A 16,511-nucleotide genomic window follows, 5' to 3' on the forward strand; every position below is an offset into this window, starting at 1 on the left:
CCTCCAGGGGACGAGCCGCCGGGCCGCGATAGCCCATCCGGGTGACCCGGAAACCCTGGATCTCGCTCCACGGCAGGTCCGGCACGTTGACGTTGAGCAGGCTGCGCGGCGGTAGCGAAAGCTGGTCGGCCGCCCCGATCAGGCTCGCCGCCACCCGTCCGGCGGTCTCGAAGTGGCGCGAGCCCACCAGCGACATGGCGATGGCCGCCATGCCCAGGTTGCGTCCCTCCATGGCGGCAGCCACGGTGCCGGAGTAGAGCACGTCGTCGCCGAGGTTGCCACCGTGGTTGATGCCCGAGATCACCAGGTCGGGCCGTTCGTCCCAGACGCCGTTGACCCCCAGGTAGACGCAGTCCGCGGGGGTGCCGTCGACGCTGTAGAAGCCATTGTCGAGCGAGGCGAGCGCCAGGGGCCGGCTCAGCGTGAGGGAGTTGCTGGCCCCGCTCTTGTCCCGATCCGGCGCGACGACACGCAGCCGGGCATGGGGCAGCAGGGCATCGTGAAGGGCGCGCAGCCCCGGGGCATGCACCCCGTCATCGTTGGATAGCAGCAGTCGACGCATCACAGGCTCCTGTTCAGAGGGCGGGGGCCCCGAGGGAGGGATGAGAGATCAGTTCCCGCAGCACGGCGGTGGCGAAGGCACCCCGCGGCAGGCTGAAAGCCAGCCACAGCTCGCCATCGCCGCGCGTCAGCTGCGGCTCGCCCAGGCGCAGCCGCAGGGCCCGGCGAGCCAGGCGCACGCCAGCACGCTCGAGCCCGCCGCACAGGCCGGGGTAGCGCGCGACCAGAGCAGCCTCGTGGGCCCGGGCAGCGCCGGCGGCACGTGATTCGCCGACGCCCCACAGCACCCCGGCGGGATGCAGGTCGAGACGCCGGGCCCGCTCGACGAGCTCGGCGAGTTGCGCAGTATTGTCAGGCGCGACGCCAAACTGGCTGGCACTGCCGTCGAGCATCACCACCTCACCGGCCAACGGCATCGCCCAGCTGTGGTCGCGAACCCGGGCAGCCAGCAGCTCGTTGAACAGGAAGCTGCGGGCCGCCGAGAGCAGCATGCCCTCGCGGTCATCGCGCTTGCGCCAGCCGCGGGCCAGCACGGCCCGGGCGCGCTGCAGGTTGCGCCCGTCCGCGCCGAATCGCTGGGGGCCGACATAGTTGGCGACCCCCTCGTCACAGAGGCGCTGCCAGCGCGCCTCCAGCACCGGGTCGGCCACGGCCGCCCCGGTGATCCGCAGATGGAAGCGGTTGGCGCGATGCACGCCGCGCTTGAGCTTGCGCGGATGGCGGGCCTGGTCGAGCACCCGGATGCCCCGCTCGGCGAGTCGCTCGGCGAGCCCCTCGGGGGCCTCGCGGCCGGGCAGCTGCACGGAGAGCCATTGGCGGGTCACGGCGACACGGTCCTTCATCCCCGCATAGCCAACCACCCGCGGCGAGACATCGCAGAGCCGGGCCAGGTCACGGGCCACCATGACGGTGGTCAGGTCGCGCTTCTCGATGAACAGCCAGAGATGCTCGCCCTTTCCTTCTGGCGCGAAGTCGAGGACCTCCTCGACACGGAAGTCCTCGGGGGCGGCGCGGTAGTCACCGGATGGCGGCGTGCCGAGCTCGCCCTCCAGCACCCGCGGCCAGGCCGGCGGCCAGTCGATGACATCCTCGATGCCGGGGGAGGCGACCTCACTCACCGGCCGCCTCCCCGTCGCGCCGCACCAGCAGCGCCACCGCCTCGGCGGCAATGCCCTCGCCGCGACCGGTGAAGCCGAGTCGTTCGGTGGTGGTGGCCTTGACGTTGACCGCGCCCCGGGAAATGCCGAGGTCGTCGGCGATATGCCCCGCCATGGCGCTGATATGGGGCGCCATCTTCGGTGCCTGGGCGATCAACGTGGCATCCAGGTTGCCGACCCGGTAGCCGCTCCTCGCCACCAGCCCGGCGACATGGCGCAACAGGGCACGGCTGTCGGCCCCGGCCCAGGTCGGGTCGGTGTCGGGAAAGTGGCCGCCGATGTCACCCAGCGCACAGGCCCCCAAGAGGGCGTCGCAGACCGCATGCAGCAACACGTCGCCGTCGGAGTGGGCGACGAAACCGCGCTCGAAGGGGATGGCGACGCCGCCGACCATGAGGTGGTCGCCCTCGCCGAAGCGGTGAACGTCGAAGCCGTGGCCAATTCGCATCATGCGCGTCTCATACCTTTTACTCTCTCAGCATCATCATTCGGCGTAAAAATATTCGATTCTACCGTAGGCCGGATAAGCCGAAGGCGCATCCGGCTTGGAAATTACCCCATCACCGTGCCCGGTGAGCTGGCGCTTACCGGGCCTACAGGACCTGTTGCTGGGCAGACAATATCAAGGCCGCCAGCGCCAGATCCTCGGGGTGGGTGATCTTGAGGTTATCGCGACGTCCGCTGACCAGCCGCGGCGAGAGACCCGCCGCCTCCACCGCCGAGGCCTCGTCAGTCACGGCGATGCCGCGCGCCTGCGCCTCGCCAAGGGCGCGGCGCAGCAGTCCATAGCGGAAGCCCTGGGGAGTGAAGGCGTGCCAGAGGCCCTCGCGGGGCTCGGTGGCCCTCACTCGGCCGGCGCCGTCATCGCGCTTCATGGTGTCGGCCACCGGGGCTGACAGCAGCCCGCCCACGGGGTCGTCGGCAATGGCATCCAGCAGCCGCACGAGATCGTCGACGGTGACGCAGGGCCGGGCCACATCGTGAACCAGCACCAGGTCATCCTCAGCGGCCTCCGGGGCGATGGCGTCCAGGGCGTTGACCACCGAATCAACACGCTCGGCGCCGCCGGGCGCCCACCGCCAATCAGCGAAAGGCACCCAGGCCGGGTCGAAGTGGCCGTCGCTCGGGTCGAGGCAGAGGCAGAGCCGGGCAGCGGGGAAGGCCTCGTGGAGGCGCGCCAGGGTGCGGGCGAGCACCGGCCGGCCAGCCAGCGGCAGATACTGCTTGGGGCGGTCGGCATCCATGCGCCGCCCCTGCCCCGCGGCAGGCACCACCAGCCACGGGCGACGGCTCATTGGCCAGCCTCGGCGCCGGATGCCGGCATGCGCACCAGGCCGGCATTGGCCTCGAGACCGGTGTTCTCCACCGCCACGCCGGGCACCCAGAGGAACTGCTCGTCACTGCGCACCATGCCGATATCACTGCGGGCCCGCTCCTCGATAGCATCGAGGCCGGTCTTGAGGTCCACCACCTCGGCGGCCAGGCGGGCATTGCGGGCGCGCAGCGGCTGGTTCTCCTCCTCCAGCACGGCCACGCGCTGGCGCACCTCGGTGAGCTCGCGCATGCCGCCCTCGCCCAGCCACAGCCGGTACTGCAGCAGGGCGAGCAGGATGATAAGCACGATGGCCAGCCACTTGAGCATGCAGGGAGTCCGTCACGAGGTTGCCGATGACGGGCATTATGCCAGTTTCACCGCCCATCGGCAGGGGGGAATGCCCTCAGCGTGAGGCTGCGCCCCGGGCGCCGGCGTCAGCCCTCCCGAAACGGCAGTGCCGCCTCGGCCGCGGCGACGTAGCCCTCGACGTGGCGGCGCTCCTCGGCGCAGAAGCGCGCCACGGCATCACGCAGGCGGTCGTCGGCGATATGGTGCAGCGAGGTGATTCGACGCGGGGCGAAGCCCCGGGAGAGCTTGTGCTCGCCCTGGGTACCGGGATCGAAGCGGGTCAACCCCCGCGCCAGGCAGTGCTCGATACCCTGGTAGTAGCAGGCTTCGAAGTGCAGGCAGTCGGCCAGCACCTCGCTGCCCCAGTAGCGCCCGTAGAGGGTGTGCGCGCCCTGCAGGCAGAGCGCAGCAGCCACCGGGGTGCCGTCGCGGCGAGCCTGGATCAGCAGCAGCGACTCGGGCAGGGTGCGACGCAGGCGCTCGAAGAAGTCGAGGCCGAGATAGCCGTGGCGGCCGCGCTCGAGGTAGGTGATCTCGTAGCAGCGGAAGAAGTGGGCCATCGCCGCCGCGTCGATGGCCTCGCCCTCCAGTCGATGCAGGGTCAGGCCCTGGTCGGCCACCAGGCGCCGCTCGCGGCGGATCGCCTTGCGTCGCTTCGCGGTCAAGGCGGCCAGGAAGCCCTCGAAGTCGCCGTAGCCACGATCGCACCACTGGAACTGCACGCCCAGGCGCGCCAGCAGGGATGGGCAGGCCGCCTGCCAGGCCTCGACCTCGACTGGCTCAGCGAACAGCAGGTGCCAGCTGGACAGGTCGCTGGCCTCCCAGGCGTCGGCCAGCACCCGGCGGGCAGCCAGGGGGTCGAGGTGCGGCGCCAGGGCCAGGCGCGGCCCGGGTGCCGGGGTGAAGGGAATCGCCGAGAGCCCCTTGGGGTAGTAGCGACCCCCGGCGTGCTCCCACGCCTCGGCCCAGCCCCAGTCGAAGACGTACTCACCGAAGGAGTGGTGCTTGTGGTAGTACGGCATGACGCCGACCAGCGCCTCGCCCTGCCAGAGGGTCAGGTGGCGCGGCACCCAGCCGGTGGCGGGGCTCGCCGCCCCGCTGGCCTCCAGGGCATGCAGGAACTCGTGGCGCAGAAAGGGATGATCGTCGCCGACCAGTGCATTCCAGGCCGCGGCCGGTACCACCTCGATAGCAGGTAGTTCGCTCAGGACCAGCTCCGACATGGGGACTCCCGGGGGTAAAAAGGGACTTACGGCTGACAAGCCGTTGGCAGAAGGCCTACATTGTGCCCAGTGCCCGTGCCCCCTTCCATCCTCATCGACACACGGAGACGTGCATGACCGACGCCCGCGCCCTGCAGGCGCGCCTGGACCAGCAGCACCATGCCTTCGCCGCCGAGCCCTTCCCCTCGGCGGCGACCCGTCGCGACCGCCTCGCCCGCCTGACGAGCATGACTCGTCACCATCGCGACGAGATCATCCAGGCCATCCGCCAGGACTTCGGCCACCGCGCCGAGGCCGAGACGCGACTGGCGGAGATCGTCCCGCTGCTGCTGGCCATCCGCCACACCCGTCGTCACCTCAAGCGCTGGATGGCGCCCCGCCGTGCCGCCGTGCCCTGGCGCCTGCAGCCGGGCCGGGCGCGCATCCACCGCCAGCCGCTGGGGGTCGTGGGCATCATCGCACCGGCCAACTACCCCTGGAGCCTGGCACTGATGCCGGCGGTGGATGCGCTGGCCGCCGGCAATCGGGTGATGATCAAGCCCAGCGAGCAGACCCCCACCACCAGCACCCTGCTGGCGCGGCTGATCGAGCGCTACTTCGCGCCTGAAGAGCTGTGCGTGGTCACCGGCGATGCCGACATCGGCCAGGCCTTCGCCACCCTGCCCTTCGACCACCTGTTGTTCACCGGCGGCCCCCAGGTGGGCCGCAAGGTGGCCCAGGCCGCGGCTGCCAACCTGACGCCGGTCACCCTGGAGCTCGGTGGCAAGGCCCCGGCCATCGTCGCCGAGGATGCCGACCTGGCGCATGCGGCCCGGCGCATCGCCTTCGGCAAATGGCTCAACGCCGGCCGGACCTGCATCGCGCCGGACCATGTGCTGATCGATGCGGCACGGGTGCCGGCCTTCATCGAGGCAGTCCAAGAGGTGGTCAAGGAATTCTATCCGCAGGGCACCGCCAGCGACGACTACTCGGCGGTGCCCGGCGACGCGACACGCCTTCGCCTCGAGGGCCTGCTCGACGAGGCCCGCGATCACGGCTGCCGGGTGATCGAACTCGGCGAGCGCCTGACGCTCAACCAGGGCACCAAGCTGCCGCCTACACTGGTGGTGGACCCCACCGCGAACCTGGCGATCATGCAGGAAGAGGTCTTCGGCCCCTGGCTGCCGGTGATCGGCGTGCGCGACTTCGACGCCGCCCTGGCCCGAGTCGCCGAGGGGCCACGTCCCCTGGCGCTGTATGCCTTCACCGACGACCCAGGCCGCCGCCGGCGCCTGCTGGAGCAGACCCACTCGGGCGGCGTGGTCTTCAATGACACCCTGTGGCACTACGTCGTGCCCTCCCTGCCCTTCGGCGGCATCGGCGAGAGCGGCATGGGGGCCTACCAGGGCGAGGCCGGCTTTCTGCGTTTCAGTCATCAGCGCAGCGTCTTCCTGCAGGCACGCCACAACGCCGTGGGGCTGCTCGACCCACCGTATCGTAACTGGCTGCTGCGGCTGCTGGGGCTCTAGCATGATCCGCCAAGGGCGCTGTCGCTTACCGGGCCTACGGTCGGGGCAAGGGCCACGGGCCACGGGCCACAGCGTCACGGTAGGCCCGATAAGCCGGAGGCGCATCGGGCGTGGCTCGCTCAGTGCCATGAAGCTGGCCGGGCCCACAAGCCGCAAAAAGGTATAAAAACTACAAAATAGACCGAAATTCGGGTAAGGTAGGCAAAAACTCGACCAATTTATTGGTAAGTTTACAAGACACTCGATGCCGAGGTGACCCATGGCCAGCACGACCCCCGCCCTCAACCCCACCGTTGCCGACGTCACCCGCCGTATCCGGGAACGCTCCGCCGAGCGTCGCGCCCTCTACGAGAGTCGCATGGCCGACCAGCACCGCCGCGGCGTGCACCGGGGCGAGCTCTCCTGCGGCAACCTGGCGCACGGTTTCGCGGCCTGCGGCGAGACGGACAAGAATTCGCTGAAGCTGATGAACTCGGCCAACCTCGGCATCATTTCCGCCTACAACGACATGCTCTCGGCCCACCAGCCGCTGGAGACCTTCCCCGAGACCATCAAGGGTGCCGCCCGCGCCATGGGCTCCACCGCCCAGTTCGCCGGCGGCGTCCCCGCCATGTGCGACGGCGTGACCCAGGGACAACCGGGCATGGAGCTGTCGCTGTTCTCCCGCAACGTCATCGCCATGGCCACCGCCGTGGGCCTCTCCCACAACATGTTCGACGCGGCCCTCTACCTCGGCGTGTGCGACAAGATCATCCCGGGGCTGTTCATCGCCGCAGCCCGCTTCGGCCATCTGCCGGCCATGTTCGTGCCGGCGGGCCCCATGCCCAGCGGCCTGCCCAACAAGGAGAAGGCGCGCATCCGCCAGCTGTTTGCCGAGGGCAAGGCGAGCCGCGAGGACCTGCTCGAGGCCGAGTCGCAGTCCTACCACAGCCCGGGCACCTGCACCTTCTACGGTACCGCCAACTCCAACCAGCTGATGATGGAGATGATGGGCCTGCACCTGCCGGGTACCTCCTTCGTCAACCCGGGCACCGAGATGCGCGAGGCACTCACGCGCTACGCTACCGAGCAGGCGATCCGCAACACCGAGCCCGGCGGCGACTACCGGCCCTTCTACAAGCAGATCGACGAGCGCGCCATCGTCAATGCCATCGTCGGCCTGCTCGCCTCCGGCGGCTCCACCAACCACACCCTGCATCTGGTGGCCATGGCCGCCGCCGCCGGCCTGACCCTCACCTGGGACGACTTCACCGACCTCTCCGCGGTAACGCCGAGCCTGATGCAGGTCTATCCCAACGGCCAGGCCGACATCAACCACTTCCAGGCCGCCGGCGGCATGAGCCTGCTGTTCCGGGAGCTGCTCGGCGCCGGGCTGGTCCACGCCGACATTCCCACGGTGTTCGGCACCGACCTGACCGCCTACACCCGGGAGCCCTTCCTCGAGGACGACACCCTGGTATGGCGCGAGGGGCCGGAGAAGAGCCTCGACGAGGAGGTGCTGCGCCCGGTCGCCACGCCCTTCGCTCCCACCGGTGGGCTCACCGTTCTCGACGGCAACCTGGGCCGCGGGGTGATCAAGGTCTCGGCGGTGAAGCCCGAGCACCGCGTGGTCGAGGCGCCGATCCGCATCTTCGAGGACCAGAACGACCTCAAGGCGGCCTTCGAGGCCGGCGACCTGGACCGCGACGTGATCGCCGTGGTGCGTTTCCAGGGCCCCAAGGCCAACGGCATGCCCGAGTTGCACAAGCTCACCCCCTACCTCGGCGTGCTGCAGGATCGAGGCTACCGGGTGGCGCTGGTCACCGACGGGCGCATGTCCGGGGCCTCCGGCAAGGTACCGGCGGCCATCCACATGAGTCCCGAGGCGCTGGACGGCGGGCCCCTGGCGAAGCTCCATGATGGCGATATCGTGCGGCTGGATGCCGACACCGGCCGCCTCGAGGTCAAGGTCGACGCCCACGAGTGGGCCGAGCGAGCGATGCGGGTCGGCGACCTGGACCACTACCACGTGGGCCTCGGCCGCGAGCTGTTCGGTGGCTTCCGCCACCTGGCCATGCGCGGCGAGGAGGGTGCCGGCGTCTTCGGCGGCTTCGAGGCCGACGACCTGGCGCGCCAGGAGGGCCAGATCCACGACGAGGACGCCTGAGCCATACAGTGGCCGTCTGAGCCACGACATATGACATGGTGAGAAGCGCCGGGGACAAGCCGAAGAGGGGGTCCTACGCCATGGGTGAGGAGCGAAGCTCCGAACGGGCCGACCATGGATGGTCGGCACCGGCCCTGCAAGTGGCGCAGGATGCGAGAACGCCGCAGGGCGTCGGTAGCACCCAGGGAGGGGTTCACAGCGACCCCTCGATGGTCCGACACTTCGGGGCTTGTCGCCGGAACAGCTTCGCTCGACGCAGTCCAGCAGAGAACCATTGACGATGATTCGACCCGCCCTGATCGGCGATATCGGTGGCACCAATGCGCGCTTCGCCCTGGTGACGCCGGACACCTTCGCGCCTCGTGAGATCATGAGTCTGCCCTGTGCCGACTACCCGGGCCTGGTCGAGGCGGTACGCGACTACCTGGCACGGGTCGGCCTGACCGGGAGCGACGCCCCGCGGGAGGCCTGCCTGGCTTTCGCCTGCCCGATCCGCGGCGACCGGGTGACCATGACCAACAATCACTGGGCGTTCTCACGCCAGGCGGCCCAGGAGTCGCTGAGGCTCAGCCTCTTCAAGGCGATCAACGACTTCACCGCCCAGGCACTGGGCGTTCCCCATGTGGCGGCCGTCGACCTGGTGGATGTACAGCGCGGCGAGGCGATCCCCCATGCGGCCCGGCTGGTGATCGGTCCCGGCACCGGGCTGGGCGTGGCCGGGCTCGTCCCCGGCCGCCAGGCATGGATTCCGCTGCCCACCGAGGGCGGCCACGTGACCTTCGCCCCCACCGACGAGCGTGAGCAGAACCTGCTGCGGCACTTCCGCAACCGCTACGGCCGCGTCTCGGTGGAGCGCATTCTCTGCGGCCAGGGGCTGCTCGACCTCTATCTGGCCCACTGCTCACTGAAGGGCGCCCCGCCTCGCCACGCCATTCCGGCCGAGGTCACCCAGGCGGCGGCAGACGGTGACCCCGTGGCCCGTGATACCCTGCTGCGGTTCCTGAAGATCCTCGGCGACGTCTGCGGCGATGCCGCCCTGACCCTGGGGGCCCGCGGCGGGGTCGCCCTGTGCGGCGGCATCCTCCCACGGTTGCTCGAGTGGCTGCCCGAGAGCCGCTTCCTCGAGGCCTTCACCGCCAAGGGGCGCATGAGCGCCTACACTGGGGCCATCCCGGTCCAGGTGGTCACTGCGCCCTGGACGGGCCTGCTGGGCGCCGCCGAGGCCCTGCACAACGAAGAAGTCGAATGAATCGACGGAAAGGGTCGAGTCACTCGATGGAGGAGAACGAATGATTCCCGAATCGCTTGCCCGGCTGGTCGAGGAGACCCGTGGCCAGCGCCGCGCCAAGTGGGCCGGCCGCGAGGTCTGGCTGGCCAACGAGGCCTGGGGGCAGCTGGCGGTATCCCTACAGGGCGCGCAAGTCCTGCACTTCCTACCCAACCCCGCTGCGGGCGCTTCTCCGGCCGGCGCTCCGGCGGCTGTCACGGGTGCGGCAACTGACAATCCCATCGCGGAGGGCCTGGTGGCAGGCGGCTGGCTATGGGTGACACCCACCCCCCAGTCCCTGCCGGGGGCGATCCGCGGGGGCATCCCGCTATGCTGGCCCTGGTTCGCCGACGAGAACACCGCCGATGAGTCGCCCGACCGTTCCGGCCCCATGCATGGCCCGGCACGCAAGGCCCCGTGGCGGCTCGACGCCGTGGACGAGCATGAGGAAGGCGTGGAGCTGCACCTCTCGCCCGAGGAGCGCCTGCATGGCCAGCTGATCCCGCGCGCGGTGATCCAGGCCAATGCCCGGCGCCTGCATGTAGAGCTGATCACCGAGCATGTCGGGGAGACACCGGTGAAGATCACCGGGGCCCTGCACAGCTACCTGGCGGTCACCGATGCCTTCGCCTGTCGCGTCGAGGGCCTGGCCGGCGCCATTTACCTGGACAAGCTGGCCGACTTCGCCGAGCGCGACCAGCAGGGCGAGCTCGGCGTCCGCGGGGGGCTCGACCGCATCTACCGCAGCAACGCCGAGCTATGCCTCGACGACGGCTCCCGCCGCCTGAGGATCGCCCGCCAGGGCAGCGATTCCGCGGTGGTCTGGCATCCCGGCGACACGCCCCCCGGTGATACCTCGATCGAGACTGCCCGCCACTTCCTGTGCGTCGAATCGGCCAATACCCGGCTCGACCCGGTGTGGCTGGTTCCCGGCGCCCAGCACCTGCTGGGCACCACCCTCAGCCGTGAGGAGAAAGCGACCCCATGACCCCCGTAATCAGCTTCGGCGAGGCCCTCGTCGACCTGCTTTCCAGCCGTCTCGGCGACCCACAGAGCGGCGCAGCGGACACCCCCGAGACCTTCACCCCCTATGCCGGCGGCGCACCCGCCAACGTGGCCGTGGCCTGCGCGCGCCTGGGCGTGCCCAGCCGCTTCCTCGGCATGCTCGGCGAGGACCACTTCGGCGACTTCCTGGCCGCCGAGCTGGCCGCTCATGGCGTGGACACGTCCGGCGTGGTGCGCACCCGTGAGGCACGCACGGCACTGGCCTTCGTCTCCCTCGATGCCGATGGCGAGCGTACCTTCGACTTCTACCGTCCGCCGGCCGCGGATCTGCTCTATCGCCTGGAACACCTGCCCGCCGGCGTCTTCGCCGAGCCGGCCATCGTGCACTTCTGCAGCAACAGCCTGACCGAGCCGGAGATCGCCGAGACCACCCTGGCCATGGCCGAAATGGCCCGTCGCGCCGGCTGCCTGGTGAGCGTGGATGCCAACCTGCGTCACAACCTCTGGGAAGGCGGCAGCGCCGACATCAGCCTGGTCACCCGGTTGCTCGACGCCGCCGACCTGATCAAGCTCTCGACGCATGAGCTCGACGACCTGCGCGCCGACCATCCCCGGGAGGGCTGGCTGGCCGAACGCTTCGCCGCCGGCGTGAAGGTCGCGGTGATCACCGACGGCCCGGGCGAGGTGATGCTGAAGGGAGTCGGCCTGGACGAGCGGGTCACGCCGCCCCGGGTCCAGGCGGTGGACACCACAGCGGGCGGAGACGCCTTTATCGGCGGCCTGCTGGCCGAACTCGCCGAGTTCACCGCAGACAAGGGCCTCGATGCCGACTGGCACCGGGACACGGCCTTCCTGCGCCGCGCGGTGGAGATCGCCAGTCGTTGCGGCGCCCACGCCGTGACGCGTCCGGGCGCCTATGCCGCCCTGCCGGATCGCGATGACCTCGCAAGGTTAAGAGGCTAGCCCCACGCCACGCCCGATGCGCCTCCGGCTTATCGGGCCTACAGCGGCATGAATCCTGCGCCGCCACCCCGTAGGCACGGTAAGCGACAGCGCACCGGGCGAGCAAAGGTACGAAACATCAAAAAGCCCCAGCTGGACCGGGGCAAGGGACAGCTACCCGCTGTCGAGAGAGCACGGGGCTAGCGAAGTTGGCAACCAGGTCAGTGGTGGAAGCGCTCCGCCGCCTCGCGGGCCAGCGAGCGGATGGCATCCCAGTCCTCGGCATCGATCAGCGACTTCGGCGTGAGCCAGGAGCCCCCCACGCACATGACATTCTTGAGCGCCAGGTAGTCCTCGGCGTTGTTGATGCCGATCCCGCCGGTGGGGCAGAAGCGCGCCTCGGGAATCGGGCCGGCGAACGCCTTGAGCGCCTTCACACCGCCGCTGGCCTCGGCGGGGAAGAACTTGAAGCGCCGATAACCGTACTGCCAGCCGGTCATCAGCTCGGAGACGGTTGCCACGCCGGGCAGCATCGGCACGGGACTGGTGACGCCGTAACGATAGAGCGCTTCGGTGGTGCCCGGGGTCACCACGAAGTCGGCCCCCACCTCCTCGGCCTGGCGATACTGGGCCGGCGTCAGTACGGTGCCCACGCCGATGCTGGCCTGGGGCAGCGCCTCCTTGATGCGCTTGATCGCCTCCAGGGCACAGTCGGTGCGCAGGGTGATCTCCAGCACGGTCAGGCCGCCCTCGAAGAGGGCGCGGGCCAGGGGCACGGCATCCTCGATGCGCTGGATGGCCAGCACCGGGATCACCTCCGCCTTGAGGCAGATGCTGTCCAGTTCGGTGATGCGTGTCGAGGGCAGCTGCTTGTCGATGCTCGTTTGGACGGTCATGGTGGGATGGTCTCCGGAAGTCAGGGGGCCCAGTAGGTGGCCAGCGGGCAGGCCAGGAAGGCACGGATCGGCAGTTCGCGGACGTCATCGCCGGACAGCGCCCGCGCCAGCACGGCGCGCTTGTCGCCGCCGGTGATGTGCAGTACATGACGGCGGGCCTGGTGCAGACGGTCGGCACTCAGGGTGATCCGCGGCTGGGGCTGGCTCGCCGTGCGCACCGCCACCACCGGCGCTTCGGTGGACAGTGCCAGCTCGAGCTCGCGGCTGTCCGGAAACAGCGAGGCGGTGTGGCCGTCGCTCCCCATGCCGAGGATCACGATACTGGCCGGCCAGGCCAGCTCGGCGATCCGCTCGGCCACCGCGTCCGCGCCCTGCTCCGGGGTCGGGTCGCCGGTGGTCAGCGGCACGAAAGTGGCGACGGCGGCCGGCCCCTGCAGCAGGCGGGCTCGCACCAGGCGGGCATTGCTGTCGACGGCATCCTCGGCCACCCAGCGCTCGTCGGCGAGGGTCACCTGAATGCGACCCCAGGGCAGGTCGCAGGCTGCCAGTGCCTCGAAGAAGGGCACCGGGGTGGAGCCGCCGGAGACCACCAGCAGGGCATTGTCCTGACGGGCCAGGTCGACCCGCAGGGCCTCGGCCGCGGCCTCGGCCAGCTGGAGGGCCAGCTGGTCGCGGGGGGAATCACTCATCTCGTCTCTTCCTCCGGGTAGGCCCGATAAGCCGAAGGCGCATCGGGCGTATTGCGCCCGGTGCGCTGGCGCTTACCGGGCCTACACTCGAGGCCTACGCTCAAGGGGCATTGAATCCTAATAATCTTCATACCAGCTGCGGCCATCCTGGGTGATCATGGCGATGGACGCGACAGGCCCCCAGGAACCGGCCGGATAGCGCCGGGGCGGCTCGTCGCGGTCGGCCCAGGCGCCGATCAGATTGTCGCACCACTGCCAGGCGTGCTCGACCTCGTCGCGTCGCACGAAGAGGTACTGCTGCCCCTTCATCACCTCGAGCAACAGTCGCTCGTAGGCATCCGGAATCCGGGTCTTGGGAAAGGCGCTGCTGAAGTCCAGGTGCAGGGGGCCCCGACGCAGCCGCATGCCCTTGTCCAGGCCGCTGTCCTTGGTCAGCACCTCCAGGGCGATGCCCTCCTCCGGCTGCAGACGGATCACCAGCTTGTTGGCGGCGAGCCCGCGCTGGTCGGGATCGAAGATGTAGTGGGGCTGCTGGCGGAAATGAATGATGATCTGGGAGAGCTTCTCCGGCATGCGCTTGCCGGTGCGCAGATAGAAGGGCACCCCGGCCCAGCGCCAGTTGGCCACCCCGGTCTTCATGGCCACGAAGGTCTCGGTATGACTACCGGTATTGGCTCCCTCCTCCTCCAGGTAGCCCGGCACGGACTGGCCATCCGACGTGCCGGCCATATACTGGCCGCGCACCACGTCTCGCCCCAGCATGTCGTCGGTGAAGGGCTTGAGCGCCTTGAGCACCTTGACCTTCTCGTCGCGGATGGCGTCGGCATCCAGGTTGGCCGGGGGGTCCATGGCGATCAGGCAGACCAGCTGCAGCAGGTGGTTCTGCACCATGTCCCGCAGCTGGCCGGCCTCGTCGAAGTAGCCCCAGCGCCCCTCGATGCCCACCTTCTCGGCCACGGTGATCTCGACGTGGGAGATATGGTTCTGGTTCCACTGGGTGCCGAACAGCGGGTTGGCGAAGCGCAGCGCGATCAGGTTCTGCACGGTCTCCTTGCCGAGGTAATGATCAATGCGGTAGACCCGGGACTCGGGGAAGACCGCGCCGATGGCGTCGTTGACCTCGGCGGAGGAGTCGAGGTCGTGGCCGATGGGCTTCTCGACCACCACGCGGCTCTGGTCATCCAGGCTGCCGCTGGCCTGAAGATGGCGGCAGATGTCGCCGTAGATCTTCGCCCCCACCGAGAGGTAGATGACCATGGGGCGATGCAGCCCGTCCTGGCGCCACTCGCGCACGGCGCCGTAGCCCTCGGGCTCGAGGAAGTCGAGCTGCAGGAAGTTCAGGCGGGCCAGGAAACGCTTGAGCACGGACCGGTCGAGCTCCTCGGCCTTGACGTGGGTCTTGAGGGCCGTCTCGACCTTGGCCTGGAAGGCCTCGCGATCGAATTCCTGACGCGCCAGGCCCAGCAGCCGGGTGCTGTCGTCCAGGAGCCCCTCGCGGTCGAGGTGATAGAGTGCCGGAAAGAGCTTGCGCTGGGCCAGATCACCCAGGGCACCGAACAGCGCCAGGTCGATTTCCGTGCTGCCGGCGTCAGTGGCCCGGCCCTCGCCGAGTCGCTTGCGTTGTGTCATGTCCGCCCCGTCTGGTTAACTTACTCAAAAAATAGCGCATGCTGGGCAACCATTGCAAACAATTTATGTAAGTTTACAACATAACTGACCCCGTTGACAGGCTTCCTCCAACATGCCCTTTGCGCTTCCCTCAGGATAGCCAGCATAATGTAGTTAAATCACCACATCATCCGTATTTCATCCTGCGCCGCCGTCGGCGCCCCGTCGTCACGGAGACTGCATTGCCCATGGTCCGACACGATCTGCTCGACCGCATCCGCCGGCAGCTCGACGAGCTCAACCGATCCGAACGCAAGGTGGCCGACGTCATCCTGGCCGACCCGGCATCGGCCACCAGCATGAGCATCGCCACCCTGGCCCAGCTGGCCTCGGTCAGCGAACCCACGGTCAACCGCTTCTGTCGCAGCTTCGATGCCAAGGGATACCCGGACTTCAAGATCAAGCTGGCCCAGAGCCTGGCGGGGGGTACCCCCTACGTCAGCCAGGCGGTGGAACCCGGCGACTCCGCCGCCGAGTACACCAACAAGATCTTCGGGGCCACCATCGCTGCCCTGGACCTGGCTCGCCGCGAGGTGGCCCCGGAGCGCATCGAACGGGTGGTCGACTACCTGATCCAGGCCAGGCAGCTGCACTTCTTCGGCCTGGGGGCCTCCGGGGCAGTGGCCCAGGACGCCCAGCACAAGTTCTTCCGCTTCAACCTGCCGGTCACCGCCTATGTCGATGTCCTGATGCAGCGCATGGTGGCGGCCGCCTGCCACACCGGCGATGTGGTGGTGGTACTCTCCTGGACCGGCCGTACCCGGGAGCTGGTGGACATCGCCCGGCTGGCGCGGGAGAACGGCGCCGTGGTGCTCGGCATCACCGCCCCGGACTCGCCGCTGGCCGCCGAGTGCACCGAGAGCCTGGAGGTCACCACCCCGGAGGATACCGACTACTACATGCCCATGACCTCGCGGATGACCCAGCTGGCGCTGATCGATGTTCTGGCCACCGGGGTGACCCTGCGGCGCGGGGAGGACTTCCTGCCTCACCTCAAGAAGATCAAGGACAGCCTGCAGGCGACGCGCTACCCTGCTGGCGAGCGCGACGACCCGCCCTGAGGCACCACGCGACTTGCCAGGAAGGCGCCCAGCCACAACAATGGCCAGCCTATCGCCCACCTCCGGAGACCGAGATGCGCTGGCTTGCCGCTTCCACCACTGTCCTGGCCCTGTTCGCCCAGGGTGTCGCCGCCGATACCTTCCGCTTCACCGCCATTCCCGACGAAGACCAGTCGCGACTGGTCGAGCGCTTCTCCAAGGTGGCGGACTACCTCGAGGAGCGCCTCGAGGTGGAAGTGGAGTACGTGCCGGTGAAGTCGTATGGCGCCACGGTCACCGCCTTCCGCAACGATCAGGTCCAGCTGGCCTGGTTCGGCGGTCTCTCCGGCGTGCAAGCGCGTCGCCTGGTGCCGGGCTCGGAGGCCCTGGCTCAGGGCAGCGAGGATGCCGAATTCAAGAGCTACCTGATCGCCCACCGCTCCACCCGCCTCGAGCGGGCCGAGGAACTGCCCGACGCCATCGAGGGCATGAGCCTGACCTTCGGCTCGCGTACCTCCACCTCGGGGCGCCTGATGCCCGAGCACTTCCTGCGCCAGCACTTCGGCGAGGCACCCGACGAGCTCTTCTCGCGGGTCGGCTTCTCCGGTGACCATTCGCGCACCATCGCCCTGGTGGAAGCCGGCACCTGGGACCTGGGCGCGGTGAACTTCAGCGTCTGGGAGACCGCGGTGGAGGACGGCCGCGTGGATACCGACAAGGTCGAGGTGATCTGGGCCACCCCGCCC

The 16,511-nt window shown here is 69.1% G+C and carries 16 protein-coding genes; 7 read left to right on the forward strand and 9 right to left on the reverse strand.

Annotation, left to right across the window (positions count from 1 at the left end):
- From surE to RI841_RS06200, 6 genes are all read right to left on the reverse strand, one after another.
- Nucleotides 1–562 (reverse strand): 5'/3'-nucleotidase SurE (gene surE / locus RI841_RS06175; RefSeq protein ID WP_310704705.1); only part of this gene is annotated, 562 nt, incomplete at its 3' end.
- Nucleotides 563–575: 13 nt separating this feature from the next.
- On the reverse strand, nt 576–1,679 hold the full coding sequence (gene truD, locus RI841_RS06180) for a tRNA pseudouridine(13) synthase TruD (protein ID WP_310704706.1): 1,104 nt from the start codon (nt 1,677–1,679) through the stop codon (nt 576–578).
- Entirely contained in the window at nt 1,672–2,166 is a 495-nt protein-coding gene (ispF, locus tag RI841_RS06185) for a 2-C-methyl-D-erythritol 2,4-cyclodiphosphate synthase (RefSeq protein ID WP_310704719.1), read from the reverse strand. Before ispF ends, truD begins: the two co-directional genes overlap by 8 nt.
- 145 nt (nt 2,167–2,311) lie before the next feature.
- A complete protein-coding gene (gene ispD, locus RI841_RS06190) occupies nt 2,312–3,013 on the reverse strand; it encodes a 2-C-methyl-D-erythritol 4-phosphate cytidylyltransferase (protein WP_310704707.1) in 702 nt (233 codons plus the stop codon).
- The gene (ftsB, locus tag RI841_RS06195) at nt 3,010–3,360 is read right to left on the reverse strand and encodes a cell division protein FtsB (protein ID WP_310704708.1); all 351 of its coding nucleotides are present in this window, start codon (nt 3,358–3,360) and stop codon (nt 3,010–3,012) included. The genes ispD and ftsB overlap by 4 nt, the downstream gene beginning before the upstream one ends.
- A 107-nt stretch (nt 3,361–3,467) precedes the next feature.
- A complete protein-coding gene (locus RI841_RS06200) occupies nt 3,468–4,604 on the reverse strand; it encodes a GNAT family N-acetyltransferase (protein WP_310704709.1) in 1,137 nt (378 codons plus the stop codon).
- A 113-nt stretch (nt 4,605–4,717) separates the two neighbouring features.
- On the opposite strand from RI841_RS06200, the gene RI841_RS06205 reads away from it, so the two are divergent.
- The 5 genes from RI841_RS06205 to RI841_RS06225 all read left to right on the forward strand — a co-directional run bounded on the left by RI841_RS06205 (nt 4,718) and on the right by RI841_RS06225 (nt 11,493).
- Nucleotides 4,718–6,112 carry a coniferyl aldehyde dehydrogenase gene (locus RI841_RS06205; RefSeq protein WP_310704710.1) on the forward strand — a complete coding sequence of 465 codons (1,395 nt, stop codon included), beginning with the start codon at nt 4,718–4,720 and terminating at the stop codon, nt 6,110–6,112.
- Between the two features lie 259 nt (nt 6,113–6,371).
- On the forward strand, nt 6,372–8,258 hold the full coding sequence (edd, locus tag RI841_RS06210; protein ID WP_310704711.1) for a phosphogluconate dehydratase: 1,887 nt from the start codon (nt 6,372–6,374) through the stop codon (nt 8,256–8,258).
- A 280-nt stretch (nt 8,259–8,538) separates the two neighbouring features.
- Nucleotides 8,539–9,507 (forward strand): glucokinase, encoded by a 969-nt coding sequence (glk, locus tag RI841_RS06215; protein WP_310704720.1) that lies wholly within the window; start codon nt 8,539–8,541, stop codon nt 9,505–9,507.
- 40 nt (nt 9,508–9,547) lie between these two features.
- A complete protein-coding gene (locus RI841_RS06220) occupies nt 9,548–10,513 on the forward strand; it encodes a D-hexose-6-phosphate mutarotase (protein ID WP_310704712.1) in 966 nt (321 codons plus the stop codon).
- The gene (locus tag RI841_RS06225) at nt 10,510–11,493 is read left to right on the forward strand and encodes a carbohydrate kinase (protein ID WP_310704713.1); all 984 of its coding nucleotides are present in this window, start codon (nt 10,510–10,512) and stop codon (nt 11,491–11,493) included. The genes RI841_RS06220 and RI841_RS06225 overlap by 4 nt, the downstream gene beginning before the upstream one ends.
- A 200-nt stretch (nt 11,494–11,693) precedes the next feature.
- Here RI841_RS06225 and RI841_RS06230 read toward each other — a convergent pair whose 3' ends face one another.
- From RI841_RS06230 to zwf, 3 genes are all read right to left on the reverse strand, one after another.
- Entirely contained in the window at nt 11,694–12,368 is a 675-nt protein-coding gene (locus tag RI841_RS06230; RefSeq protein WP_310704714.1) for a bifunctional 4-hydroxy-2-oxoglutarate aldolase/2-dehydro-3-deoxy-phosphogluconate aldolase, read from the reverse strand.
- A gap of 20 nt (nt 12,369–12,388) precedes the next feature.
- Nucleotides 12,389–13,057, reverse strand: coding sequence for a 6-phosphogluconolactonase (gene pgl / locus RI841_RS06235; protein ID WP_310704715.1), 669 nt, complete (start codon nt 13,055–13,057; stop codon nt 12,389–12,391).
- 117 nt (nt 13,058–13,174) lie between these two features.
- The gene (gene zwf, locus RI841_RS06240) at nt 13,175–14,686 is read right to left on the reverse strand and encodes a glucose-6-phosphate dehydrogenase (protein WP_310704716.1); all 1,512 of its coding nucleotides are present in this window, start codon (nt 14,684–14,686) and stop codon (nt 13,175–13,177) included.
- Nucleotides 14,687–14,913: 227 nt separating this feature from the next.
- Between zwf and RI841_RS06245 the strand changes: the two genes are divergently transcribed.
- Together RI841_RS06245 and RI841_RS06250 are read left to right on the forward strand one after the other, a co-directional pair.
- Nucleotides 14,914–15,786 carry a MurR/RpiR family transcriptional regulator gene (locus tag RI841_RS06245; RefSeq protein WP_310704717.1) on the forward strand — a complete coding sequence of 291 codons (873 nt, stop codon included), beginning with the start codon at nt 14,914–14,916 and terminating at the stop codon, nt 15,784–15,786.
- Between the two features lie 74 nt (nt 15,787–15,860).
- Nucleotides 15,861–16,511, forward strand: a 651-nt coding sequence (locus RI841_RS06250; RefSeq protein WP_310704718.1) for a putative selenate ABC transporter substrate-binding protein, incomplete at its 3' end; no start/stop codon positions are given.

It is taken from the genome of Halomonas sp., from assembly GCF_031581305.1.
In the GTDB taxonomy this organism is placed as follows: Bacteria; Pseudomonadota; Gammaproteobacteria; order Pseudomonadales; family Halomonadaceae; genus Halomonas.

Bases quoted from the DNA above. Each gene is read 5' to 3' on its own strand.
- ispF (WP_310704719.1), bottom strand. From the start codon at position 2,166: ATGCGAATTGGCCACGGCTTCGACGTTCACCGCTTCGGCGAGGGCGAC.
- ispD (WP_310704707.1), bottom strand. From the start codon at position 3,013: ATGAGCCGTCGCCCGTGGCTGGTGGTGCCTGCCGCGGGGCAGGGGCGG.
- ftsB (WP_310704708.1), bottom strand. From the start codon at position 3,360: ATGCTCAAGTGGCTGGCCATCGTGCTTATCATCCTGCTCGCCCTGCTG.
- RI841_RS06200 (WP_310704709.1), bottom strand. From the start codon at position 4,604: ATGTCGGAGCTGGTCCTGAGCGAACTACCTGCTATCGAGGTGGTACCG.
- RI841_RS06205 (WP_310704710.1), top strand. From the start codon at position 4,718: ATGACCGACGCCCGCGCCCTGCAGGCGCGCCTGGACCAGCAGCACCAT.
- edd (WP_310704711.1), top strand. From the start codon at position 6,372: ATGGCCAGCACGACCCCCGCCCTCAACCCCACCGTTGCCGACGTCACC.
- glk (WP_310704720.1), top strand. From the start codon at position 8,539: ATGATTCGACCCGCCCTGATCGGCGATATCGGTGGCACCAATGCGCGC.
- RI841_RS06220 (WP_310704712.1), top strand. From the start codon at position 9,548: ATGATTCCCGAATCGCTTGCCCGGCTGGTCGAGGAGACCCGTGGCCAG.
- RI841_RS06225 (WP_310704713.1), top strand. From the start codon at position 10,510: ATGACCCCCGTAATCAGCTTCGGCGAGGCCCTCGTCGACCTGCTTTCC.
- RI841_RS06230 (WP_310704714.1), bottom strand. From the start codon at position 12,368: ATGACCGTCCAAACGAGCATCGACAAGCAGCTGCCCTCGACACGCATC.
- pgl (WP_310704715.1), bottom strand. From the start codon at position 13,057: ATGAGTGATTCCCCCCGCGACCAGCTGGCCCTCCAGCTGGCCGAGGCC.
- zwf (WP_310704716.1), bottom strand. From the start codon at position 14,686: ATGACACAACGCAAGCGACTCGGCGAGGGCCGGGCCACTGACGCCGGC.
- RI841_RS06245 (WP_310704717.1), top strand. From the start codon at position 14,914: ATGGTCCGACACGATCTGCTCGACCGCATCCGCCGGCAGCTCGACGAG.